Here is a 23,065-nt window from a genome sequence, read left to right as displayed (position 1 = left end):
GCGGCGTCTTTCGAAGCTTTTTGGAAAAAGCTTCACCAAAAAACTTTATAATTTCAGGGCGTTATTGAGCCTGACTTTTCAGATGGCCTCTAAAACAAACCACTGTATCGGCAATGATAAAAGCGTCTGGGCGTTGTCTTTTTTTCAGAAATGCAATGGTTTTCAAAGCTTTTTTTGGGAAAAGTTTCACCATAAAAATTCTTGGGATTATGGTGGGTTGTCCTGTTTTTCAGACAGTCTTTTTTAACATGGATCTCTTCTCTTTTCAGGGGATTACTTGAAAAGAGAAGAGATCCCCAGTGTGACTGTTACCAGTGTGGCTATTATTCGTACCGGTGCCCGTTGACCGTTACATATCCCGCGATGGGCCAGTTCCGGCCTGTGCCGTGGTGGGTCCAGTCGATGCCCTGACTGCGCATATTGTCGAAGTAATAGCGCCCGACAACATCCACATCATCACCCTTGGCCACCCATGGCCATTGTGGTGCCTGCATGCGGTCAAGATCCGAAACGATACGGATGGAAATACCCGACCCTACATCGACATAGAAATAACCGTGCCAGCCACTGCGCGTCCGGCGCGCGCGGGAAACGGCAATGACCCGACCGCAGACATGTTCGGCCAGGTCGGCATTGCGGGTATGGCGTTCCTCGTTCTCGAACTTGCGCTGATCCTCAAGGAACCTGTGGTTGTCGCAGGTGGGGGAAACGGAAACGGACTCTCCCCATGCCCATGCGGTCGCACTGGTCATCACCTGTGCGACGGTCATCAACATGGCGCCCGCGCAGGCGGATCGCAGCAGGGTCAGGCGTGCCGACATTACAGTCCTCATTCTGTTACTTCATGTCTTCCATGCGTATGATGCGTGCGCGCGTCAATGACCCGCGCACGCATGCGTTATATGCAGATGGGGCCTATGGCTTTTCCGCCATCAATTGCTGGCGTGCCTTTTTCATTTCCGCCCGTGCCGTGGCGTCCAGTTTGGGTGTCTGGAGGTCGAGTTGTTCAAGTGCTGCGATCAGCGCCTCGATCACCACCAGGCGGGCAAACCATTTCTGGTCCGCCGGGACGATGAACCAAGGGGCATGTGGGCTTGCCGTATTGCGGATCGCCTGTTCATACGCCTCCTGATAGCTGTCCCAGTATCCGCGTTCATGGATATCGGCAGATGAAAATTTCCAGTTCTTGTCTGGATGGTTGATGCGCGACAGGAAACGCTTGCGCTGTTCATCCTTGGACAGGTGCAGGAAGAATTTGACGACTACCGTGCCCTGTCGCGCCAAGTATTCCTCGAAATGGCGGATATCGCGGTAACGGTCATCCCACAATGTGGGGGATTTGCGCAGTTGTGGGGGAATTTTCTGGTTTTCAAGGATTTCGGGATGCACCCGTGTGACCAGAACTTCTTCGTAATAACTGCGATTGAAGATGCCGATATGCCCACCCTGCGGCAGGGCCAGATGTTCGCGCCACAGATAGTCATGGGCCAGTTCAACGGGGCCGGGTTGCTTGAAGGAGGTCACATTGACCCCTTCGGGATTGATGCCGGACATCACATGTTTGATGACGCCATCCTTGCCCGCCGCATCCAGCGCCTGCAACACCATCAGCATCGACCATTGCCCATTGGCATATAGCCGTGCCTGAAGTTCCGACAGGTGGCCGATCCGTTCATACAGTCGCCGCTTGCCAACCTTTTTTGCCAGCCCGCAATCCTGCGCCGCACGTGTCGGGTGGGCGGACAGCCTGAAATCCGTCCCGTCAGTGATACGAAAACGTGTCGCCAGTTCGACCTGCTTTGCAATGGTGGCGGCATCGGATTGGGATGCGGTGTTGCTTTTGGTCTTGTCCTGCATGGGTATGACTCAGTCCTTCATGCCCTTGACGACGGCAAGACCGCCCGCAGCCTGGCAGGTCGGCATCATTTCAATCTGGTTGATGTTGACATGGGCGGGCAGGTTCACGACCCAGGACACCGTTTCCGCAATGTCATCGGGTTGCAGGGGATGCGTACCTTCATACACGGCTGCCGCCTTTGCATCGTCGCGCAGGCGCACATTGCTGAATTCGCTGCCACCGCACAGGCCGGGCGCGATATTGGTGACGCGGACATTCTTGCCCAGCAGGTCGCAGCGCAGGTTACGCATGAACTGTTCCACGAATGCCTTGGTCGCGCCATAGACGTTGCCACCGACATAGGGATAGATCCCGGCCGTGCTGCCCAACGCGACAATATGCCCGCGATCACGCGCAATCATGCCCGGCAGCAGCACGCGTGTCAGTTCCGCCATGCCCGTGACATTCGTTGCGATCATGCGTTCCCAGTCACTGATATCGCTGTCCTGTGCCTTGGCGATACCAAGGGCAAGGCCGGCATTATTCACCAGGACATCAATCGCACGCCATTGTGCCGGCAGTGCATCGGGCAGGGACGCGATGGCCGCCTTGTCCATCATGTCGAGACGGAAAGGAAGCAGCGCCGAGCCCAGTTGGCCCGCCAGTGCGTCAAGTCGTTCCTGTCGTCGGCCTGTCGCGATCACGCGATATCCGTCGCGTACCAGCCGTTCGGCAATGGCCTTTCCAAATCCGGCGGTGGCACCGGTGACAAGGGCGATCTTCGACATGTGGCGATCCTTTCGTTTTATGCAGGGTATCGGGTTGTAAAGGATGTCTCGTTGTAAAGGATGTCTGGCCAGACAGTGTGGCGGTGTTGGGCGACATATTCAAATTCGCAACCCGCATGTGCCAGGCTCCGTCCATGTGGACAGGTATTGCATGAAACGGTTGCAAAAGGGGGGGGATGTGGTTCTATCCTCAGGCCATGCCAAAAATATCCATGACAGCAGGCCATGACCTGACCGGACATTTGCTGGTGGCGACCCCGGCACTGATGGATACGCCCTTTGAGCGTAGCGTCATTTACCTGTGTGCCCATTCGGCCGAAGACGGGGCGATGGGGCTGGTGGTCAACCGCCGTCTGGCACAGCCTGTCCTTGATGATGTGCTGGAACAGCTTGGCGTGGCGCCGGTGCCGCCACGGCGGCGGATCGGCCTGTGTGCCGGCGGCCCGGTGGACAGTTCACGTGGCTTTGTCCTGCATTCCGCCGATTGGGAAGGAAATGGCAGCATGGCCGTCAATGACAGCACCGTCCTGACCGCCAGTCTTGATATATTGCGGGTCATTGCCGATGGCGCCGGACCGCAGCATGCCCTGCTGGCAATGGGGCATGCAAGCTGGAAGGCCGGGCAACTCGAAGATGAAATCCTGCGCCACAACGCATGGGTCTGTGCCCCGGCAACGCAGCAGATCGTCTTCAGCCCAGATCATGCGGGCAAGTGGCGGCAGGCACTGGCCAGCATAAATCTCGACCCCGCATGGTTCAGTTCCTGTAGCGGGAACGCGTAACCGGTCATCATGCCCCACGATATGGGGCATGGCCGGCGTCTGGCTGATGCCTGCGTGTGTGCCTCGGCGTGGGCAAACAAAGTTGCCGCTTTGCCCCAGCAAGGGAGAGCAGGCAGAAATTTTATTGACTGGGTGCGCGGCGTGCCCACGGGCTTTTTCAGGCGGGCCACGCTGCTGGTGATTTAAGGTGCCCATATGAAAACAGGGGCCGTTACCGACCCCTGTTCCATATCAACCGACCTTCAGGTCAGCTTGTGTTTCAGTCCGCTGCTTCGGACTCTTTTTCATTGTCGCCTTCATCCCCTTCCGCCGCCGAGGCCGCGGGATCGTGGGAGATGTAGTCGAAGTCCAGCTTGCCGTCCTTAAGCGAGATCTTGACAACGCCACCCTTGACCAGCCTGCCGAACAGCAGTTCTTCGGCCAGTGGCTTCTTGATGTTTTCCTGAATGACGCGTCCCAGCGGACGTGCGCCATACAGGCGGTCATACCCGCGTTCCGCCAGCCATTCCTTCGCCGCCGACGAAATCTCGATCATCACATTGCGATCCGCCAACTGGGCTTCAAGCTGGAAGATGAATTTCTCCACCACGCGGTCCACCACTTCGGGCGGCAGGTGCGCAAAGGGAATGATTGCATCGAGACGGTTGCGGAATTCAGGGGTGAAGATGCGCTTGATGGCCTCTTCATCCTCCCCCTCCCGCCCGTTACGGGCAAAGCCGATGGATTCCTTGCTCAGGTCGGCAGCACCCGCATTTGTCGTCATGATCAGCATGACATTGCGGAAATCAACCGTCTTGCCATTGTGATCCGTCAGGCGACCATGATCCATCACCTGCAACAGCACGTTATACAGGTCAGGATGTGCCTTCTCGATTTCATCAAGCAGCAGGACCGCATGCGGGTGCTGGTCGATGGCGTCGGTCAGCAACCCGCCCTGATCAAACCCGACATAACCCGGCGGTGCGCCAATCAGGCGCGAAATCGAATGACGTTCCATATATTCGGACATGTCAAAGCGGATCAGTTCAATCCCCAGCGTGCTGGCAAGCTGCTTTGCCACCTCGGTCTTGCCCACGCCCGTCGGGCCGGAGAACAGATAGTTCCCGATCGGCTTTTCCGCATCCCGCAGCCCGGCACGCGACAGCTTGATTGCCGCCGTCAGGGCCTCAATCGCCTTGTCCTGCCCATAGACCATGCCCTTGAGGTCGCGTTCGAGCGAGCGCAGCGTCTCCTTGTCGTCCGACGACACGCTCTTGGGCGGGATGCGGGCGATCTTGGCGACGATGTCTTCCACATCCTTCAGGGTGACGGTCTTGCGGCGGCGGTTTTCAGGCACCAGCATGCGTGACGCGCCCACCTCGTCAATGACGTCGATGGCCTTGTCCGGCAGCTTGCGGTCGTGGATGTATTTCGCCGCCAGTTCGACCGCGCCACGGATCGCATCATCGGTATAACGGACCTTGTGGTGCTTTTCGTAATTGACCTTCAGGCCACGCAGGATCTTCACCGCATCGTCGATGGAGGGTTCGGCCACATCGATTTTCTGGAACCGGCGCACCAGCGCCCGATCCTTTTCGAAATGCTGGCGGTATTCCTTGTACGTGGTTGACCCGATGCAGCGCAGTGTCCCCGCCGCCAGCGCGGGTTTCAGCAGGTTGGACGCATCCATCGCCCCGCCCGACGTCGCGCCCGCGCCGATCACGGTGTGGATTTCGTCGATGAACAGGATGCTGCCCGGATTGTTATCGAGTTCGGTCACGACCGCCTTCAGCCGTTCCTCGAAATCACCACGATACCGTGTCCCCGCAAGCAGCGCCCCCATATCCAGAGAATAGATGGTGGAGTGAAGCAGCACTTCGGGCACGTCGCCTTCGACGATGCGCTTGGCCAGTCCTTCGGCAATCGCGGTCTTGCCCACGCCCGGATCACCCACATAAAGCGGGTTGTTCTTCGTGCGACGGCACAGGATCTGGATCGTGCGTTCGATTTCCGAATCGCGCCCGATCAGCGGGTCGATCTTCCCTTCGCTCGCCTTGTCATTGAGGTTGGTGCAATAGGTCGACAGCGCATCCTGGTTTTTCTGCCGGCTCTTGCCGGTTTCCTCACGCTCGGGGTCGGGCCCTTCGGACGGCGTGCCCGCGACCGGGCGGCGCGTCGAACGTTCCGGGGCCTTGGCAATCCCGTGGGAGATGAAGTTGACGGCATCAAGGCGCGTCATGTCCTGCAACTGCAGGAAATAGACGGCATGGCTTTCGCGTTCGGCGAACAGGGCGACCAGCACGTTCGCGCCCGTCACCTCGTCGCGGCCAGTGGACTGCACATGGATCGCGGCGCGCTGGATCACGCGCTGGAACGCCGCCGTCGGCTTTGGGTCAACGGTGCGGTCTGACGCAAGCCCGGCAAGGTCCTTGTCGAGGAATTCTGTCAGGTCGTGACGCAGCTTGTCAAGGTCCACCCCGCAGGCGCGAAAGACCGTGACCGCATCGGGGTCATCGATAAGGGAGAGGAGAAGATGTTCGAGGGTGGCATATTCATGCCGCCGTTCGCTGGCGAGTGTCAGCGCACGATGAAGCGTCTGTTCCAGATTACGTGACAACATGCCGAGACGCTCCTTTTCCAAAGGGGGCCATTGCGACCCCGGGGATCATGACCGGACGATCATGATCTTTGACCCGTTGAGGGGGGAATGCCAGAGGAAATTTGCATAAATCCGCATGAAAGAATGCAAAGGTGGAAAAATGCCTGATCGTGGCCTCAGTCCTTTTCGATCGTGCATTGCAAGGGGTGCTGGTTCTGCCGTGCAAGGTCCATGACCTGCGTGACCTTTGTTTCGGCAACTTCGTAGGTAAAGACACCGCATACGCCGACGCCGCGTTTGTGGACATGCAGCATGATGTCGGTCGCCTCCTCACGCGATTTCTGGAAAAACCGTTCCAGGACGTGGACGACGAACTCCATCGGGGTGTAATCGTCGTTCAGCATCAGCACCTTGTACATTGCCGGCTTGCGGGTTTGTGGCCGGGTGCGGATGACGACGCCCGCCATCCCGTCATCATTCCCATTTTCGCCCGTGCCATCCGGCCTGCGCGGCGGGGTGTTGCCGCCATGTGCGCGTACACGCGGGGATGTCCCGCGATCATGCAGGGTCTTGGTGGCCAATGTAGTGGCGACCAAGATAGTGGCAGCAGGGGAATGCAGGCTTCTGACGGACATGATCCTACCATATTGGAACTCTGTTCCCCGTTGGAAGGGGCTGGTGCCATTATCGGGCATGATTTTTTCGTCTCCTCGCGATTTCGTGTGGCGAAGGGGGTGGGCCATGGGGCGCTGCAATACAAAGTTGCCTTGGGTTTCGGCCATTTTTGCGATTCCGCTCTGGACGTCCGTGCTTTCTGATGTCTAGGATGGTCACAGAATTAATTGTCATATGATGGAGGCCGGGAATGTCCTCGCCCGGTTCCGCACTGGATGATGATCGCCGCATGTCCCCTTTTCCCCGCCGTATGACACGCCTTTTCACTGCACGCGGCACCAGGGTGAAGGTTTCACTGCTGGTGGCGGGTGGACTGGTCGCGGGGCTGTTTGGCGGGGCGGGACAGGCCCGCGCCCAATATGTGGGGCAGATCAGCTCCATCGTCATGGATGCCCGTACCGGCACCGTCCTGTCGCAGTCCAATGCTGACCTGCGCCGCTTTCCCGCCAGCCTGACGAAGCTGATGACCCTTTACCTGACGTTCAAGGCGCTCAGGGCGGGGCGCATCACGCTCGACCAGGTGGTGCCCGTCAGTGCGCATGCTGCCTCCATGGAACCGTCGAAGCTTGGCCTGCGTCCCGGCAGCTATCTTACGGTGGAAGAGGCGATCCTTGCCCTTGTGACGAAATCGGCCAATGACGCGGCCTGTGCATTGGGTGAATTCCTTGGCGCCGGAAGCGAAAGCACCTTCGCGCAGATCATGACGCAGCAGGCCGCGCGCCTGTCGATGAACGATACATCCTTCCGCAATGCATCGGGCCTGCCGAACGAGGAACAGATGACCTCCGCGCGCGACCTTGCGACGCTTGCGCGCCATATCGCACTGGATTTCGGCGAATATTATCATTATTTCGCGGTTCCTGCATTCTATTTCCGCGGCCGCTATGTGCCCAATCATGATCCAATGCTCAAATCCTATCCGGGTGCGGATGGTCTCAAGACCGGATATACCGCCGTTGCCGGGCATAACCTCGTTACCTCCGCCGTGCGTGACAATGTGCGCCTGATCGGGGTGGTCCTGGGGGCCCCGTCGAACGAGACGCGCAATGCCGTGATGGCGGACCTGCTCGACGACAGTTTCCGTGCGGAGGGAATCGCCCCCGTCCAGCGTCCGCTTGTCCTGGCCCGCAACACGGTCGCTGCACGGCGTCGTGCGGCGTTCGGGCATGGTGGTGTGGTGCTGGCCAGTTCACGTTATCGCGCCGATGGCCCCGAGCAGGTCGCCGATGCGTCGATTCCGCTTTCGTATGCCCGGCTGCGGCGTGGGGCGCATCCTGCCGCCGTGCATGTGGTCTCGCATACATCGCATGCCCATCCCGCCGCGCGTGCGCATGTGCATCTTGTCGGGATGGGGCAGGCGCACCATGTCGCCACCGCCCACGCCAAGACGCGCAGCTAGCTCGTCCTCTGCCGCTGACACGGCGCGTCGATGGGGGTATAGAACCTGTCGCCGTTCATGGGATGGCATCGCACCCACCATATCATGGCGTCGGGATCATGCCCCGATGGTCCATGCGGCACGGGTGTGATCACGCGATGATTAGCGACGAAGGGATATCGGCATGGATGGCGACATGAACGAGGGCGCGATCGTCCTGCACTCCCCCGAGGATTTTGTTGGCATGCGCGCGGCGGGGCAGCTTGCGGCGCGGACGCTCGACATGATTACGCCGTATGTGCAGGCGGGGGTGACGACTGGCGAACTTGATGACCGCATCCATGCCTTCATGGTCGCGCAGGGTGGGGTGTCCGCCACGATCGGTTATCGCGGGTATGAAAAGGCAAGCTGCATTTCCATCAACCACGTCGTCTGCCATGGCATTCCCGGTGACAAGGCGCTGAAGGACGGCGATATCCTCAATATCGACGTGACTGTCATCCTTGATGGCTGGTTTGGCGATACCAGCCGTATGTACACGGTCGGCACGCCGTCGATAAAGGCGCAGAACCTGATTGATGCCACCTATGAATCGCTGATGCTGGCCATCAAGGCGGTGCGTCCGGGGGCTACGCTTGGGGATGTGGGTCATGTGATCCAGACCTATGCGGAAGAGCGGCGTTTTTCCGTGGTGCGCGATTTCTGTGGCCATGGCATCGGCCGGACGTTCCATGCCGCACCGAATGTGCTGCATTATGGCCGTCCGGGGCATGGGGTCGTCCTGCGCCCTGGCATGTTCTTCACGATTGAGCCGATGCTTAATATCGGTCGCCCGGATGTAAAGATCCTGGGCGATGGCTGGACCGCCGTGACGCGCGACCGTTCGCTGTCGGCCCAGTTCGAACATATGATGGGTGTGACCGAAGACGGTTGCGAGGTCTTTACCTATTCACCCGCCGGTCTGAACAAGCCGCCTTACAAGACTGCCGGTTAAGCGGGATCACGGCATGTCACTGTCTGTCAGGAATATGAAAATGGTCGCAGGTCTGCGTCTTTCCCCTTCACGCCGGGCGGGTGGCCTGCTGCTTGCGGGTATGTTGCTGCTGTCGGACGGGGTGGCCTGTGCCGCCACCGCTTCCGCCCCCGTGGTGCAGGATGACCCGCTTGCATTTGGTGGCGCGTCCGTGCCGGTGGCATCGCCCCCGCCCGTGGGCGGGCACGAGGGGATGGTCGTCTCCGCCCAGACCCTGGCGTCGCAGGTTGGCGCGCGTATCCTGCACGAGGGCGGGAACGCCGTCGATGCCGCCGTGGCCGTGGGGTATGCCCTTGCCGTTGTCTATCCGGCGGCGGGCAACCTTGGTGGTGGCGGGTTCATGACCCTTCGCCCGGCGAATGGTCCCGCGATTTTCCTTGATTTCCGTGAGCATGCGCCCGGTGCCGCGACTGCTACAATGTTCCAGGACCCGCACGGCAACGTCATTGCCGGCCTTTCGACCAAGGGGTGGAAGGCCGTGGCGATTCCCGGCACCGTCGCCGGGCTGGAACTTGCGCGGCAGCGCTGGGGCCACCTGCCGCGCAAGCAGGTGATGGCGCCCGCCATCGCGCTGGCGCGTGACGGGTTCGTCCTTGTGCCCGGTGATGTCGAACTGATTTCGCATGGCAATGATGATTTCCGCCGTGATCCCGTGGCGCGGCGGTCGTTCCTGCACAGTGACGGCAGTGGCCTTCGGGTGGGGGATCGCCTGGTGCAGCCCGAACTTGCCCGTGTTCTTGAACGGATTTCGCGCAAGGGTACCGATGGGTTTTACGAAGGCCGCACCGCGCGTGAGATCGTGCGTGCCAGCCGTCGCGGCGGCGGATTGCTGACGCGTGCTGACCTGTCAGGATACAGGCCGCGTATCCTGCCGACACTGACGTGCGATTACCGTGGCTATCATATCGACACCGCCCCCCCGCCCAGCGGCGGTGGCGTTGCATTGTGTGAAATGCTGAACATCCTGTCGGGCTATGACATGCATCGCCTCGGGCTTTATACCGTGCCTGCCGTGCAGCGTGAGGTCGAGGCCATGCGCCATGCCTATGCTGACCGGCAGGACCTGGGGGATCCGGCGTTCGTGTCCAACCCGGTCGATCATCTGCTTGATGTGAATTACGCGCGCCAGATCCGTGCCGCCATCCCCAACGCCCGTGCGGTGCCATCGGCCAGCGTAAGGCCCGGCATTGCCGCGACCGAGGGGCAGGAGACGACCCATTATTCCGTAATGGACCGTGATGGCAATGCGGTTGCAGTGACCTATACGCTGAATGGATGGTTCGGGGCGGGCATGGTCGCGGGGCGTACGGGCGTGTTCATGAATGACGAGATGGATGATTTTTCCACCCGTCCGGGTTCGCCCAACATGTTCGGGATCATCGGTAGCAAGGCGAACGAGATCGCGCCGGGCAAGACGCCGCTTTCTTCCATGACGCCAACCGTCATTTCGCGTGATGGAAAACCGGTGATGGTGATCGGCAGCCCGGGTGGATCGCGCATTCCCACCATTGTCCTGTCGGTCGTGCTGGGTGTGATTGATTACGGGCTGGACATCCAGCACGCTGTTGACCTGCCACGGTTGCATGAACAATGGCAGCCCGAACCGGTGCAGATGGAAGCTGGTGCGCTGACGCCCGGTGTCATCGCAAAGCTTCAGCATGAAGGCTACAGCTTCAAGGTCTATCCCCACTGGGGCGTGGCGGAGGGGATACTTGTCGGTGGGCCAAGCCTGGGCGCGCCGGGGGCTGACCGTTATTACGGTGGGGCCGACCGTCGTCACAGCACCAGCGCGGCCGTCGGGGAATAACGGCAACGGATGATGACAGAGGGAATGGCATCTGGGGGATTTTTTCGAACAAAGCCCCTTGTGCCGCACCGGGGTGTATGTGTTATGAAGCCCGTGGAAGATCGGCCGTAGACGGGTGCCTTGCCAACCCGGTCAGATCCGGAAGGAAGCAGCCGCAGTGAGTTTCACTCGGGTTATGTGTCCGGTCTTCCACCCCTGAATATATGTTCCTGCCGTCCTGTGTCGCAGGATGCAGCGCGCACCATTCACCAAGGCCGGATGCATCAATGAACGCTTCTTCGGATCAGGATCGTTCCGGGGAGGAAGCCCTGCCGTCCCCGCCTGCGGATGATGGCCCGGGCCTGTTTGGCGACGCGCCTTCCCCCGTTGTGTCGAATCCGTCCGCCCTGATGGAGAAGGCCGCACCCTATCGCGTGCTGGCCCGTAAATATCGTCCCACCACATTTGATGACCTGATCGGGCAGGACACCACGGTGCGTATCCTGCGCAATGCCTTTGCACTGGGCCGGGTCGCGCATGCCTTCATGCTGACCGGTGTGCGGGGGGTGGGCAAGACGACGACGGCGCGGATCATCGCGCGCGCCCTGAACTGCACCGGCCCGGACGGGCAGGGCGGCCCGACCGCCGATCCGTGCGGCGTGTGTCCCAACTGTGTCGCGATCCTGGCCGACCGCCATCCCGACGTCATGGAAATGGACGCCGCCTCGCGCACGGGTGTGGATGATGTGCGCGAGATCATCGACTCCACACGTTTCCGCCCGATTCAGGGCCGAATGAAGGTCTTCATCATCGATGAGGTCCACATGCTGTCGCGCAACGCGTTCAATGCGTTGCTCAAGACGCTTGAGGAACCGCCGTCCCAGGTCACGTTCATCTTTGCCACCACTGAATTGCGCAAGGTGCCGGTGACGGTGCTGTCGCGCTGTCAGACATTCGACCTGCGCCGTGTGCCACAGGATATGCTGGCCGCGCATTTCGGGCGGGTCGCGGCGGCGGAAGGCGTGGCCTTCGCGCCCGATGCGCTGGCGTTGATCGCCCGTGCGGCGGATGGGTCGGTGCGCGATGGGCTGTCACTGCTGGATCAGGCCATTGCGCAGGGGACGCTGGATGGTGAGGGGCAGGGCGATGCCGCGCCGATCGACGCCACATTGGTCAGCGGCATGCTGGGGCAGGCGGACCGGGGTATGGTGTTTGACCTGCTTGACGCCGTGCTGGCGGGTCGGCCGGACCAGGCCCTGACGATCACGGACGAGGTGTTTGCCCGTGGGGCGGATCTTGGGGTGATGCTGGCCGATGTGCTGGACCTGATCCATTCGGTTTCCCGGCTCAAGGCGGTGCCGAACCTGCGTGATAGTGCCGATATGCCGCAGATGGAGCGCGAACGCTGCCTTGCCATCGCAGAGCGCGTGTCCGTTCCCGTGCTGGGACGCACATGGCAGATGCTGCTCAAGGGGCAGGGCGAGGTCGAACACGCCCCCGATCGCAGGCAGGCGGCCGAAATGGTGCTGATCCGCATGTGTTATGTGGCGGACCTGCCGCCGCCAGGCGATCTGGTGCGGCAGGTGCTTGATGGTGCGACGGGGGGCGCGACGGCGCAGGTTACGGCCCCCGCGTCTTTGCCGCAGCCATCGGCGGGTGGCGCGCAGGCGGCTGCCCCACGGCCTGCTGTCGCACAGGACGTAACGGGCGGCATAACAGGGGGCGCAACCTCAGGTGGGCCGTTACAGGGTGGACCGACAGGTGGTGCGAGCCTGCGCATGGTGGCCAATGGCGGTGTGCGCGTTGATGCTGTTGCCGCCGATCCCGCCGATCCCATGACTGCCGCCCCCGCGACGCCGGTGCCAGCCATCCCGGCAGCGCCGCAGTTGCGTACATGGCGCGAGGTCGTGGCCTTTGTGTCAGGGCGCGATGCGATGCTGCATGGGCATCTGCGCCATTCAACACATCTGGTGGCGTTTGCGGCCCCCGAAATCCGTATCCGGGTGGAGGCCGCGGCGATGGCCGGGCTTGCGCGACGGCTGGAAACCCTGCTGCGTGCCGAAACGGGCGATCCGTCGTGGAAAATCCGCACATGTGAAGACGAGGGCGAAGCCACCCTGGCGGAGCAGGGGGCGGAGATCATTCAGCTCCATCGTGCGGATGCCGCATCCCATCCGCTGGTAAAAGCGGTCATGGCGGCATTTCCATCCGCCCGTCTGGGACAGGTGACGGACCACGCGCTTGACGATTACGGCCTTCCGCCCGAAGAGATCATCCCAGCCATGTTGGCCCCGGATCTGGAATTCGCGCCACTGGATGCCGAACTGGTGGATGAAGACGATCTGCCGACCGACGACTGACGCCCAAAGGAGAAGACACAATATGAAGAACCTTGCCGGCCTGATGAAGCAGGCCACGCAGATGCAGGCCCGTATGGAAGAAATGCAGGCCAAGCTTGAAGCCATGGTGATCGAGGGAAGCTCCGGCGCGGGGATGGTGCAGATCACCCTGAACGGCAAGGGGGACATGAAGGCGATCCGCATCGACCCCAAGCTGGCCGACCCGGAGGAGATGGACATGCTGCAGGACCTGATCCTTGCGGCATGCAGTGATGCGCGTGCGAAGCTCGACGCTACGGCGAGCGAGGAGATGAAGAAGGTCACCGGCGGCCTGAACCTGCCCGGTGGCATGAAGTTCCCGTTCTGATCCCGCACCGGGAACCTGTATGATGGGCGGTGCCGAGATCGAGCGGCTGATTACCCTGCTGGGACGATTGCCGGGCTTTGGTCCCCGTTCGGCCCGTCGTGCCGCCCTTGCCATGCTGCGCCAGCCACAGACCCGCATGCTGCCGCTGGCGCACGCGATGGAACAGGCGGCACGTGCGGTGCGGACCTGTTCGTCATGCGGCAACCTTGATACCTGTGATCCGTGTTCGATCTGCGCGGACCCGGCACGTGACCATGGGCTGGTCTGTGTGGTGGAAAATGTGGGCGATCTTTGGGCGCTGGAACGCGCCTGTGTCCATCGCGGCGTCTATCAGGTGTTGGGGGGAACCCTGTCGGCGCTTGATGGCGTCGGGCCGGATGACCTGAATGTCGCACCGCTTTATGCACGGCTGGAGGCCGGGGGCGTGCGCGAGGTGATCCTTGCGCTGGGCACCACGGTCGATGGCGCGACGACCATGCACTGGCTGCATGACAGCCTGCTGCGTTTCAATATTCCCATCAGCCGGGTGGGGCAGGGCGTGCCTGTTGGTGGTGCGCTTGATGTGCTGGATGACGGCACGCTTGCCGCCGCCCTGATGGCGCGGCGTCCGGCATGACCGCACCCGTGATGCGCTGGCCCGTTCCGCCCGGTATCGCGCGCGTCGCGCTGGTGACCGGCGGGGCCGCACGCCTTGGGCGCGCCATCGCACTGGAACTGGCGCGAAACGGCTTTGACGTGGCCATCCATTATAACCACAGCGCGGACGCGGCGCGGCGTACGCTGTCCGATATCATCGCGCTTGGCCGAAGGGGATGCATCCTGCGTGCTGACCTGTCGTGCGAGGACGAGGTCCGTTCGCTGCTGCCACGGGCCGGTGATGCCCTTGGCCCGCTGGGGGTTCTGGTCAATAACGCCAGCGTCTTTGAACGGGATGAGTGGGATAGCGCAACGCGCGAAGCATGGGATATCCACATGGAGCCCAACCTGCGCGCGCCTTTCGTCCTGATGCAGGCTTTTGCGCGGCAGATGCCCGCGGGGCGGCAGGGGATGGTGCTGAACATGCTCGATGAACGGGTCTGGTCGCTTACACCGCATTTTGTCAGCTATACCGTCTCCAAGGCGGCATTATGGTCCCTGACGCAAAGCATGGCGCTGGCGCTGGCGCCGCATGGAATCCGGGTCAACGCCATCGGGCCGGGACCTGTCCTGCCCACGCCACGGCAGAGTGCCGCACAGTTCGCCCGGCAATGCGCGTCCCTGCCGCTGGGATACGGGGCGGGAGTGGATGAAGTCGCTCACGCCGCGCTTTCTTTGCTGTGCATGCCATCCGTCACGGGGCAGATGCTCGCCCTTGATGGGGGGCAGCATCTTCAGTGGTCGCCCGCCGCACCATCGGGCGCACGGCGTCCCCCTGAAACAGGAGCCTGACAGATATGTCGGTTTTTCCACCATGGCCGGACCAGCCGCCGTTGCGCTGTGTTTTCGTGCGTGACCTGCTGCTTGATGCCAATATCGGTGTTTTTGCGCATGAGCAGGGTGTGACACAGCGTATCTGCGTCAATGTCGCCTTTGGCGTGGCGGATGTCCCGGGACTGGATGTGGGGGCGGATGAACTGCACCGCACGGTCTCTTACGAAGACGTGGTGCTGCTTGTGCGCGATCTTGTGCGACAGGGCCATGTACAGCTTGTGGAAACGCTGGCCGAGCGGATCGCGGCAGGGATGTTACGGGATGCACGGATTCGCGTCGCACGGATTCGCGTGGAAAAGCTGGATATCTTTGACGATGCGCGGGCCGTGGGGGTCGAAATCGAACGCCGCAACCCGCTTCACGCACCGTAAACGCGGCGATGCGCGGCCGTCATGCCGCGCACATCGCCGCCATGGGGGTGGCCACTGGCATGGCGTGCCGGTGGCGCCACCGCCACAGCCGCCGTCAGGGCGGGGATCAGTTGTCGTGGTCTTCCTTGTCGGTCTTCAGGTCGATGTCGGCGCTGCTGATATCGTCGTCATCGTCGTCAAGGCCGACTTCGTCTTCCATCACGTCATCCGCGTCGGCATCGGCGTCGGTGTCCAGATCCGTATCGGAATCGAGGTCATCGGGGGCCGACTTCTTTGCGGAATCGGGCGTGGCCGGCTCCACGGGGCGCCGCACGCGCGGCAGTTCAACGGGCTGTTCTGCGCCGCATTTCGGGCAGACTGCCGGGTTTTTGTTCAGGTCATAAAAGCGGGCGCTGCAGGAGACACAGACGCGCTTGGTGCCGAGGTTGGGCTGGGCCATCTTGAACCTGTCGATCCTGTTCTGTGCAAAGGAATTAAAGCCACCGTCGCGATGTGGCAAAAGGGCGCAGCCCCATGCCAGTTTGTTTGGCGTATGTCAAACGATGCGCCCCATGCAATGGGGGAGGGGACGTTTTTGTGTCAATATCGGATTGACACCCGACGCAGGAATTCGGAATTGGAAGGGTATGAAAACAGCCCAGATGTTACCGCTTCGGGGTGTGACGCCCCCTGTTTGTGGCCGTCCGCCGTCCTGTTCCCCGTTCCTGTCGCCCCGGGGCGGGCGTGGGCATGACGTGGGAATGATGGCATGACCGCGCCGCTGGTCATCGCCGTTGATGGTCCCGCGGCGGCGGGCAAGGGCACGCTGGCGTTGCGGCTGGCGCGCGCGCTCGACCTGCCATACCTCGATACCGGGCTGCTGTACCGTGCGACGGGGCGGCGCATGCTCGATGCCGGACTTGACCCCACCGCCCCTGCCGATGATCAGGCCCGCCGCGTCACGCTGGCGGATCTGTCGCGTACCGACCTGCGTGTCCCGCCGGTGGATCGCGCGGCAAGCCTTGTCGCGGCGCAACCTGCGGTGCGGCGCATCCTTGTGGGGATACAGCGTGATTTCGCGGCCCGCCATGGCGCGGTGCTGGACGGGCGTGACATCGGAACCGTGATCTTTCCCGATGCGCGGGTAAAACTGTTTGTGACCGCATCGCTGGACGCGCGTGCCCGGCGACGGTGGGAACAGATGGCCACCGACCCCAATGCCCCCGATCGGGAGGAACAGATCGCCCGCGTCGCGCGGGAGCTTGAGGACCGTGACGCGGCCGATTCCTCGCGCGCGGCGGCGCCATTGCGTGCGGCCCCTGACGCGGTCCATATCGAAACCGACAGCATGAGCGCGGACGAAGTCCTGGCCGAGGCGCTGCGCATCGTGGCGCGCATGACGCGCTGACACGCATTTGTGGGCGATATTTCTGCGCGCCCCTTACGTTTTTATTGACACGGACGGGTCATAGGGTGTCTGTGCTTGGAAATGTTGCCGTGCCGTCATCCGTGGCGGTGTGGGGCGTGTTTTCGTGTTGGCCGTCAGGCATGCCATGACCGTGTCATGGATCGCAGCCGGGCAAGACGTTCCGATCAGGGTCATACAGGATCATGAGGCGGGGCGCAGGATTTTCCGGTCCTTCCCGCTGGGGCCGACCGGATACGGGATTTACAAGTAACTCATGGCTTCAGCCACAACACAGCCTACCGCCGAATACGCGGGTGGCGAGGACTTCGCAGCCCTTCTCGAAGAGACCCTGGGCCGCGACAGCGCATTTGACGGTTCCGTCGTTACCGGTCGCGTCGTCCGCCTGACGGATGAATTCGCGATCGTTGATGTCGGGCTCAAGAGCGAAGGGCGCGTCGCCCTTAAGGAATTCGGCCCGCCGGGCGTGACCCCCGACGTGAAGCCGGGCGATGTCATCGAACTGTTTGTCGAGCGTTACGAGGACCGTGACGGTTCCATCGTGCTGTCGCGTGAAAAGGCGCGGCGCGAGGAAGCGTGGACGAACCTTGAAAAGGCGTTCGAAAGCAACCAGCGCGTCAACGGCACGATCTATGGCCGCGTCAAGGGTGGCTTTACGGTCGATCTTGGCGGTGCGATGGCGTTCCTGCCCGGCAGCCAGGTGGACATTCGCCCCGTGCGTGACGTCACCCCGCTGATGGGTGTGCCGCAGCCGTTCCAGATCCTGAAGATGGACCGTGCGCGTGGCAACATCGTCGTGTCGCGCCGCGCCGTCCTCGAAGAGACGCGCGCCGAACAGCGCAGCGAGCTGATTCAGGGCCTGAAGGAAGGCATGATCCTCGACGGTGTGGTCAAGAACATCACCGACTACGGTGCGTTCGTTGACCTCGGCGGCGTTGACGGCCTGCTGCATGTCACGGACATCGCGTGGAAGCGTATCAACCACCCGTCCGAGGCCCTGCAGATCGGTCAGCCGGTCCGCGTGCAGGTCATCCGCTTCAACCCCGACACGCAGCGTATCTCGCTGGGCATGAAGCAGCTTGAGGCCGATCCGTGGGAGAACGTGGCGATCAAGTATCCGCCGGGTGCCCGCTATACCGGTCGCGTCACGAACATCACCGATTACGGTGCGTTCGTTGAGCTTGAGCCGGGCGTCGAAGGTCTGGTGCATGTGTCCGAAATGTCCTGGACGAAGAAGAACGTCCATCCGGGCAAGATCGTCGCCACTTCGCAGGAAGTCGACGTCATGGTCCTTGATGTGGACAGCGCGAAGCGTCGCATTTCGCTTGGCCTGAAGCAGGTCCAGCGCAATCCGTGGGAGCAGTTCGCCGAGGAGCACAAGGTCGGTTCCGTGGTCGAGGGCGAAATCCGCAACATCACGGAATTCGGCCTGTTCATCGGCCTGTCCGCGGACATCGACGGCATGGTTCACATGTCCGACCTGTCCTGGGACGAGACGGGCGAAGTCGCCATGACGCATTACGAAAAGGGTCAGGTCGTCAAGGCCAAGGTCCTGGACGTGGATGTGGAAAAGGAACGCATCTCGCTTGGTATCAAGCAGTTGCATGAAGATCCGGCGGCCGACACCCTGAGCAAGGTGCAGAAGGGCGCGATCGTGACCTGCATCGTCACGGCGGTTCAGTCCAACGGCATCGAAGTCAAGGTTGACGACGTGCTGACCGGCTTCATCCGTCGCGCCGAACTGGCCCGTGACAAGGCGGATCAGCGTCCGGAGCGTTTCGCGGTTGGCGAACGCGTCGATGCGAAGATCGTGTCTGTTGACCGTGCGGCCCGCAAGCTGGCGTTGACGATCCGCGGCCGTGAGGTCGAGGAAGACAAGCAGGCGATCAACGAATACGGCTCGTCCGACAGCGGCGCGTCGCTGGGCGATATTCTGGGTGCTGCGATCCGTCGTCGTAACGCCGAGAACTGATATCGGTCCGTTCCCTGCCCTTCGGGGTAGGGAATGCGAAAAGGGCGGTACCTTCTGGTACCGCCCTTTTTTATTGTCCGTCACGTTCGACAGACCTGGATCATAAAGAAGTTTCTGGTGAAGCTTTTTCAAAAAGCTTCAACGATGCCGCCTTTTTGAAAAAAGGCGGCACCCAAAAACTTTTGGCGTTATCAGTCCCTTACGGCCCCTTGATGATCTCGGCCATGTCGGCGGGCCGCAGCCAGCGGGCAAAGGCCTTCTGCACATCCTGCGCCGTCATGTTGTAATAAGCACTGGCAGCCATATTCCCGTTATCAAGTGGCAGGCCAAGATTGCTGAGGTGCAGATAGGTTGCGGCAATCGAATCCAGGCTGGCCTGTTGCAGCGACAGGCCATGCAGCAGGCTGGCCTTGGCCATCGTCAGCTCATCTTCACCCAGCGGATGGGCCTGCATGTCGGCCACATCATGGATTGCGGCATCGCGGGCGGGGGCGACCTTCGACGGGTCTGCACCGAAAGTGATGGTATAGGCCGCGCGTTGCCGGTTCCATGCAAGATGGCTGCGCACGGTATAAACGTATCCCGTGCGCACCCGCAGATCACGATAGAGCCGCGAGGAGAAACCATCGCCAAGCGCCTCATTCCCCAATGTAAGGGCGAAATGATCTGGATCACGCGCCGTCAGTCCAAGGCTTTCGGCAAGGGTCACGCTGTCCTGCAGGCTGGATTCGTCCGGCACGCGGGCGACGGAGGCATGGCTGTCCGGGCGTGGTGGCAGGTCCACCGTGGGCGTGGGGCCTGTTGCATGCCATGCGCCAAATGTCGCGCGCACCGCCTGCAACGCTTTTTGCGGGGTGATGTCGCCGGTGATGATGATGGTCGTCAGGTCCGGGCGATAGGCCGCATTATAAAAAGCCCGGCAATCCTTGAGCGTCAGCTTCATGACCCGTGCCGGGTCCGCCTGGCGCAATGACGGGTCATGCGGGGGGGAAATTGCGGCTTTCACCGCGCGTCCCAGCAGGTAATCCGGTGATTGCAGCATCCCCGCCAAAGAGGAGGCCGTATTCATGCGTACCACCGCAAACGATTTTTCGGGGAAGGCAGGATGCAGTTCATTGTCGGCCAACAGGCGCAGGCCCTTGTCGAAATCCTGTGCCAGCACGTTCAGGCTGAAATCCGACCCGGCACTTTCGGTTGCGGCAATATCGTCAAGCGCCTTTTGGAAGCTGACGCGGTCATGGGTCGTGGTGCCGTAATGGAACAGTTCATCGGTAATATCGGCAATCCCCTCCTGCCCCGCGGGTTCCTGCATGTCGGAGTTCTGGCGCACCATGCCATACAGGCTGACGGTATGGCTGACATGGGCGGGTCGCACGATCAGGTGCAGCCCATTGGGCAGCACATAACTGAAGGGGGCGGGAATCGGGGTGGGGGGCGACAGCGTCATCAGCTCCTTTTGAGCCCATTGCGGCAGGACCACCGGATGGTCAGGCGGGGCAGCAAAGGATTCAGAGCCACCAAACCCCTTGCCCGCCACCGGATGGCCGGAACTGCGCGGTGTCAGGATGGCCGTCACGGCCTGTGCAGGGTCCAGTACCTGCCGGGCCAGACGGTTCACGTCCTCTGGTGTGACCGAGGCATAGGCACTTGCCAACGCGTCGGGGGAATCAAGGCCCATGACCGCCACGGCCTCGGACCAGCTTTCCGCAAGCCCTGAAATGCTGTTGGCGGCATAGCCAAGCTGTGCCAGTTCCTTGCGCCGCGCGGCATCCACCAAATCGGACGGCACGCCATGTGCCTGTAACAAGGCCAGCGTGTCACGCAGTGTCTGCAACAAGGTGGACGGGTCCTGCCCCGCAGGGAAGGCCGCCAGTGCGATTCCAATTCCGGCATCCGCCTTGGGCGCGTAATCGAACCCGGTCAGCAGTGCCTTGCCCTCTGGCACCAGGTCATAAAGTGCGCCGCGTTGGCTGGACAGCACGTCGGACAGGATCTGTGCCGTGGCGTAATCGCGGGCGCGCTGTCCGGGCATGCGGCTGGCGATCGCGATCAGCCCGATGGGATAATCGGTGGGGAAGTGCAGCAGTTGCGGCTGCACCGCGCCCGGTTCGATCGTTGGGCGGGGGGGCAGGGAACGCGCGGGCAAAGGGGAGAAGATGTCGCGTGCGTGGGCCAGGGCCTGATCCGCATCGACATTGCCGGTAATGATCAGGATGGCGTTGTTGGGCGCATACCAGTCACGATAGAACCGGCGTAGCATCGCCGCATCCGTACGATCGAATGAAGGGCGTGTCCCCAGTGCGTCATGTTCATAGGGTGTATGCGCGAACAGGATGGATTGCAGGCGGGAAAGGTACTGATATCCGGGGCTGGACAGATCGCGTGAGACTTCCTGTTCAATGGCGCCACGTTCATGTTTCCAGTCCGCGTCCGACAGGGTCAGGCCGTTCATGCGCAGTGCCTCGATCCGCAGTGCGATGTCGAGGTCTTCGGCCGGGGCGGTATAGAAAAACTGCGTCGTGCTTTCGGTGGTGTCGGCGTTGTAATTGCCCCCCATCCGCGCGCCGATGGCCGCAAGCTGGTCCTTGTCCAGTCCCTTGCTGCCACGGAACATCATATGTTCCAGCGCGTGTGCCGTGCCGGGAAACCCGCGCGGCGCAGCGGCGGAACCGACAAGGTAGTTCATTTCCGTCGTGACGACCGGGGCCAGGCGATCAGGCACGATAATGATGCGCATGCCATTGGGCAGCGTCGTGCGTACCGGGGCCTCGGTCGTGGGCTGTATGGGCGTGGCAGGGGCCTGCCGTGCCGGGGGGGCTGTCCATCCGGGTGTGGACAGGAGGCTGCTGCCCGCCATGAGGAGGGTAAACAACGTGGGAAACAGGCGTTTGTTCATGCACGACAGGTTACGCCGCTTTGTGCGGTGGGACCAGTTCATGCCCGCCCTTTGCGTGACAGGGGGAATATGGCCTATGTCAGGGAAGTGCCCGAAAGACGCGAAAGGCCGCCGTGATGACACAGATGCAGAGTGATGCCATGCACGCACGTGTGGTGCGTGTCATGGATGATGCGATCGCCAGTGGGCGTGTGGTTGGGGCGGTCGTGGTGGTCGCGGTGGATGGTCGCATCGTGCTGCGTCATGCGGCAGGAATGCGCGATCGCGAATCCGCCATTCCGATGCATCTGGATACCTGTTTCCGGCTGGCCTCGCTGACCAAGCCGGTCGTGACGGCACTGGCGCTTGCACTGGCGGAACGCGGGGTGCTGGACCTTGGGGCGCCGGTGTCGCGCTACCTGCCGTTCTTCCGCCCGCGCCTGCCGGATGGGGGGGAGGCGGAGATCCCGTTGCACCTGCTCCTCAGCCATAGCAGTGGCCTGTCCTACGGGTTTCAGTTTCCGCGTGATGACAATCCCTATGCCCGTGCCGGTGTTTCCGACGGGTTGGCGGAACCTGGCCTGTCGCTGCATGAAAACCTGCGACGCCTGGCGCAGGTGCGACTTGTCTTTCCCCCGGGGGAAGGCTGGGCTTACTCGCTGGGGCTGGATGTCATGGGTGGCGTGCTGGAACAGGTGGGAAATGCGTCCCTGCCGGATCTGGTGCGGCGTCATATTGGTGACCGGCTGGGCGGATGGACGCGTACGGGGTTTCATGCACCGCCGGATCTGATGCTGGCGACCTGTTACGCAGATGCCCGCCCCATGCCGGTGCGCATGCCCGCTGATTATCGCCTGTCGCGGCTGTTACCTGGTTGTGGGGTGTCGGAAATCCATTTCGTGCCTGATCGTATTCGCGACCCCGCATCCTATCCATCGGGTGGGGCGGGCATGGTGGGAACGGCGGAAGAATTCATGATGTTCCTGGAGGCCGTGCGCCGTGGTGGCGACCCCATCCTGTCGCGCCAATCCGCCCAACGTTTCGGGGCGAATGCCGTGGGGAACCTGCCGATGGGGCCGCTTGACCGCGGGCGGCGTTTTGGCTTTGGCGGGGCGATCGTAACCGATCCTGCCATGGCGCGTACGCCGCTTTCGCCAGGCAGCTTTACCTGGGGCGGGGTTTACGGGCACCAATGGACGGTGGACCGTGCGCGTGGCATTTCCATTGTGATGCTGAGCAATACGGCCCTGGCGGGAATGGCCGGGGCCTATCCAGATGCGGTCGTGCGGGCTGTGTATGGGGAATAATAGGGGTAAGAGACTGCTTGGAAACAAGTCGTTGATAAAAAACAAGAAAAGTTTCTGAGTGCTGCCTTTTTTCAAAAAGGCAGCGTCTTTCGAAGCTTTTTA

At 61.7% G+C, this 23,065-nt stretch carries 20 protein-coding genes and 1 other RNA gene; 14 read left to right on the top strand and 7 right to left on the bottom strand.

All coding sequences use genetic code 11. The features are described from left to right. The coding region (locus B7G66_RS18370) for a hypothetical protein (RefSeq protein WP_206778184.1) at positions 1-247 on the top strand (247 nt) is incomplete at its 5' end. A 76-nt stretch (positions 248-323) separates the two neighbouring features. Here B7G66_RS18370 and B7G66_RS04305 read toward each other — a convergent pair. The 3 genes from B7G66_RS04305 to B7G66_RS04295 all read right to left on the bottom strand — a co-directional run bounded on the left by B7G66_RS04305 (position 324) and on the right by B7G66_RS04295 (position 2,625). Next, complete coding sequence (locus tag B7G66_RS04305) at positions 324-821, bottom strand: DUF3465 domain-containing protein (protein ID WP_003621238.1); 498 nt, start codon at positions 819-821, stop codon at positions 324-326. A gap of 94 nt (positions 822-915) precedes the next feature. Then, positions 916-1,857, bottom strand: a complete 942-nt coding sequence (locus B7G66_RS04300; RefSeq protein WP_003621236.1) for a polyphosphate kinase 2 family protein — start codon at positions 1,855-1,857, stop codon at positions 916-918. 9 nt (positions 1,858-1,866) lie between these two features. Then, complete coding sequence (locus B7G66_RS04295; RefSeq protein ID WP_003621234.1) at positions 1,867-2,625, bottom strand: SDR family NAD(P)-dependent oxidoreductase; 759 nt, start codon at positions 2,623-2,625, stop codon at positions 1,867-1,869. A 212-nt stretch (positions 2,626-2,837) separates the two neighbouring features. Between B7G66_RS04295 and B7G66_RS04290 the strand changes: the two genes are divergently transcribed. Next, entirely contained in the window at positions 2,838-3,407 is a 570-nt protein-coding gene (locus B7G66_RS04290; RefSeq protein ID WP_225578785.1) for a YqgE/AlgH family protein, read from the top strand. Positions 3,408-3,666: 259 nt separating this feature from the next. On the opposite strand, the gene clpA is transcribed toward B7G66_RS04290, so the two are convergent. Both clpA and clpS read right to left on the bottom strand, forming a co-directional pair. Then, positions 3,667-6,006 (bottom strand): ATP-dependent Clp protease ATP-binding subunit ClpA, encoded by a 2,340-nt coding sequence (gene clpA / locus B7G66_RS04285; RefSeq protein WP_003621230.1) that lies wholly within the window; start codon positions 6,004-6,006, stop codon positions 3,667-3,669. A 155-nt stretch (positions 6,007-6,161) separates the two neighbouring features. After that, positions 6,162-6,620 carry an ATP-dependent Clp protease adapter ClpS gene (gene clpS / locus B7G66_RS04280; RefSeq protein ID WP_231106219.1) on the bottom strand — a complete coding sequence of 153 codons (459 nt, stop codon included), beginning with the start codon at positions 6,618-6,620 and terminating at the stop codon, positions 6,162-6,164. 290 nt (positions 6,621-6,910) lie between these two features. Between clpS and B7G66_RS04275 the strand changes: the two genes are divergently transcribed. From B7G66_RS04275 to B7G66_RS04235, 9 genes are all read left to right on the top strand, one after another. After that, the gene (locus B7G66_RS04275; RefSeq protein ID WP_040512541.1) at positions 6,911-8,059 is read left to right on the top strand and encodes a D-alanyl-D-alanine carboxypeptidase family protein; all 1,149 of its coding nucleotides are present in this window, start codon (positions 6,911-6,913) and stop codon (positions 8,057-8,059) included. A gap of 163 nt (positions 8,060-8,222) precedes the next feature. Then, the gene (gene map / locus B7G66_RS04270; RefSeq protein ID WP_003621225.1) at positions 8,223-9,032 is read left to right on the top strand and encodes a type I methionyl aminopeptidase; all 810 of its coding nucleotides are present in this window, start codon (positions 8,223-8,225) and stop codon (positions 9,030-9,032) included. Positions 9,033-9,132: 100 nt separating this feature from the next. Next, positions 9,133-10,878 carry a gamma-glutamyltransferase gene (gene ggt / locus B7G66_RS04265; protein ID WP_371861379.1) on the top strand — a complete coding sequence of 582 codons (1,746 nt, stop codon included), beginning with the start codon at positions 9,133-9,135 and terminating at the stop codon, positions 10,876-10,878. 96 nt (positions 10,879-10,974) lie between these two features. Continuing rightward, an RNA gene (gene ffs, locus B7G66_RS04260) (signal recognition particle sRNA small type) lies at positions 10,975-11,071 on the top strand. A gap of 73 nt (positions 11,072-11,144) precedes the next feature. Next, positions 11,145-13,217 (top strand): DNA polymerase III subunit gamma/tau, encoded by a 2,073-nt coding sequence (locus tag B7G66_RS04255; RefSeq protein WP_003621221.1) that lies wholly within the window; start codon positions 11,145-11,147, stop codon positions 13,215-13,217. 22 nt (positions 13,218-13,239) lie between these two features. Beyond that, positions 13,240-13,563, top strand: a complete 324-nt coding sequence (locus tag B7G66_RS04250) for a YbaB/EbfC family nucleoid-associated protein (protein ID WP_003621220.1) — start codon at positions 13,240-13,242, stop codon at positions 13,561-13,563. 19 nt (positions 13,564-13,582) lie between these two features. Continuing rightward, complete coding sequence (gene recR, locus B7G66_RS04245; RefSeq protein ID WP_003621218.1) at positions 13,583-14,179, top strand: recombination mediator RecR; 597 nt, start codon at positions 13,583-13,585, stop codon at positions 14,177-14,179. Then, entirely contained in the window at positions 14,176-14,991 is an 816-nt protein-coding gene (locus B7G66_RS04240; protein WP_003621217.1) for an SDR family oxidoreductase, read from the top strand. Before recR ends, B7G66_RS04240 begins: the two co-directional genes overlap by 4 nt. Before the next feature lie 5 nt (positions 14,992-14,996). After that, positions 14,997-15,404, top strand: a complete 408-nt coding sequence (locus B7G66_RS04235; protein WP_003621214.1) for a dihydroneopterin aldolase — start codon at positions 14,997-14,999, stop codon at positions 15,402-15,404. A gap of 106 nt (positions 15,405-15,510) precedes the next feature. On the opposite strand, the gene B7G66_RS04230 is transcribed toward B7G66_RS04235, so the two are convergent. Further along, on the bottom strand, positions 15,511-15,843 hold the full coding sequence (locus B7G66_RS04230) for a TIGR02300 family protein (RefSeq protein ID WP_003621212.1): 333 nt from the start codon (positions 15,841-15,843) through the stop codon (positions 15,511-15,513). A 309-nt stretch (positions 15,844-16,152) separates the two neighbouring features. Between B7G66_RS04230 and cmk the strand changes: the two genes are divergently transcribed. Together cmk and rpsA are read left to right on the top strand one after the other, a co-directional pair. Next, complete coding sequence (gene cmk / locus B7G66_RS04225) at positions 16,153-16,791, top strand: (d)CMP kinase (protein ID WP_003621210.1); 639 nt, start codon at positions 16,153-16,155, stop codon at positions 16,789-16,791. A gap of 274 nt (positions 16,792-17,065) precedes the next feature. After that, positions 17,066-18,781, top strand: a complete 1,716-nt coding sequence (gene rpsA / locus B7G66_RS04220) for a 30S ribosomal protein S1 (RefSeq protein WP_048858863.1) — start codon at positions 17,066-17,068, stop codon at positions 18,779-18,781. A gap of 199 nt (positions 18,782-18,980) precedes the next feature. Here rpsA and B7G66_RS04215 read toward each other — a convergent pair whose 3' ends face one another. Next, on the bottom strand, positions 18,981-21,677 hold the full coding sequence (locus B7G66_RS04215; RefSeq protein WP_040512538.1) for a M16 family metallopeptidase: 2,697 nt from the start codon (positions 21,675-21,677) through the stop codon (positions 18,981-18,983). Positions 21,678-21,793: 116 nt separating this feature from the next. Between B7G66_RS04215 and B7G66_RS04210 the strand changes: the two genes are divergently transcribed. Further along, positions 21,794-22,963: a serine hydrolase domain-containing protein gene (locus tag B7G66_RS04210; RefSeq protein WP_003621205.1), complete on the top strand. Its 1,170-nt coding sequence runs from the start codon at positions 21,794-21,796 to the stop codon at positions 22,961-22,963. Positions 22,964-23,065 lie beyond the last annotated feature (102 nt).

Origin of the sequence: Novacetimonas hansenii JCM 7643 (genome assembly GCF_000964405.1) — a bacterium.
GTDB lineage: Bacteria > Pseudomonadota > Alphaproteobacteria > Acetobacterales > Acetobacteraceae > Novacetimonas > Novacetimonas hansenii.
Note: the sequence above shows the minus strand (reverse complement) of the source record. Positions and strands in the feature narration are given on the sequence as shown.

Excerpts from the sequence above, each read along its gene's own strand:
- B7G66_RS04275 (WP_040512541.1), top strand. The coding sequence starts at position 6,911 with ATGACACGCCTTTTCACTGCACGCGGCACCAGGGTGAAGGTTTCACTG.
- cmk (WP_003621210.1), top strand. The coding sequence starts at position 16,153 with ATGACCGCGCCGCTGGTCATCGCCGTTGATGGTCCCGCGGCGGCGGGC.
- B7G66_RS04210 (WP_003621205.1), top strand. The coding sequence starts at position 21,794 with ATGACACAGATGCAGAGTGATGCCATGCACGCACGTGTGGTGCGTGTC.
- map (WP_003621225.1), top strand. The coding sequence starts at position 8,223 with ATGGATGGCGACATGAACGAGGGCGCGATCGTCCTGCACTCCCCCGAG.
- B7G66_RS04250 (WP_003621220.1), top strand. The coding sequence starts at position 13,240 with ATGAAGAACCTTGCCGGCCTGATGAAGCAGGCCACGCAGATGCAGGCC.
- clpA (WP_003621230.1), bottom strand. The coding sequence starts at position 6,006 with ATGTTGTCACGTAATCTGGAACAGACGCTTCATCGTGCGCTGACACTC.
- clpS (WP_231106219.1), bottom strand. The coding sequence starts at position 6,620 with ATGTCCGTCAGAAGCCTGCATTCCCCTGCTGCCACTATCTTGGTCGCC.
- ggt (WP_371861379.1), top strand. The coding sequence starts at position 9,133 with ATGTTGCTGCTGTCGGACGGGGTGGCCTGTGCCGCCACCGCTTCCGCC.
- B7G66_RS04295 (WP_003621234.1), bottom strand. The coding sequence starts at position 2,625 with ATGTCGAAGATCGCCCTTGTCACCGGTGCCACCGCCGGATTTGGAAAG.
- rpsA (WP_048858863.1), top strand. The coding sequence starts at position 17,066 with ATGGCTTCAGCCACAACACAGCCTACCGCCGAATACGCGGGTGGCGAG.
- B7G66_RS04255 (WP_003621221.1), top strand. The coding sequence starts at position 11,145 with ATGAACGCTTCTTCGGATCAGGATCGTTCCGGGGAGGAAGCCCTGCCG.
- B7G66_RS04305 (WP_003621238.1), bottom strand. The coding sequence starts at position 821 with ATGTCGGCACGCCTGACCCTGCTGCGATCCGCCTGCGCGGGCGCCATG.
- B7G66_RS04300 (WP_003621236.1), bottom strand. The coding sequence starts at position 1,857 with ATGCAGGACAAGACCAAAAGCAACACCGCATCCCAATCCGATGCCGCC.
- B7G66_RS04215 (WP_040512538.1), bottom strand. The coding sequence starts at position 21,677 with ATGAACAAACGCCTGTTTCCCACGTTGTTTACCCTCCTCATGGCGGGC.
- B7G66_RS04230 (WP_003621212.1), bottom strand. The coding sequence starts at position 15,843 with ATGGCCCAGCCCAACCTCGGCACCAAGCGCGTCTGTGTCTCCTGCAGC.
- recR (WP_003621218.1), top strand. The coding sequence starts at position 13,583 with ATGATGGGCGGTGCCGAGATCGAGCGGCTGATTACCCTGCTGGGACGA.
- B7G66_RS04240 (WP_003621217.1), top strand. The coding sequence starts at position 14,176 with ATGACCGCACCCGTGATGCGCTGGCCCGTTCCGCCCGGTATCGCGCGC.
- B7G66_RS04290 (WP_225578785.1), top strand. The coding sequence starts at position 2,838 with ATGACAGCAGGCCATGACCTGACCGGACATTTGCTGGTGGCGACCCCG.
- B7G66_RS04235 (WP_003621214.1), top strand. The coding sequence starts at position 14,997 with ATGTCGGTTTTTCCACCATGGCCGGACCAGCCGCCGTTGCGCTGTGTT.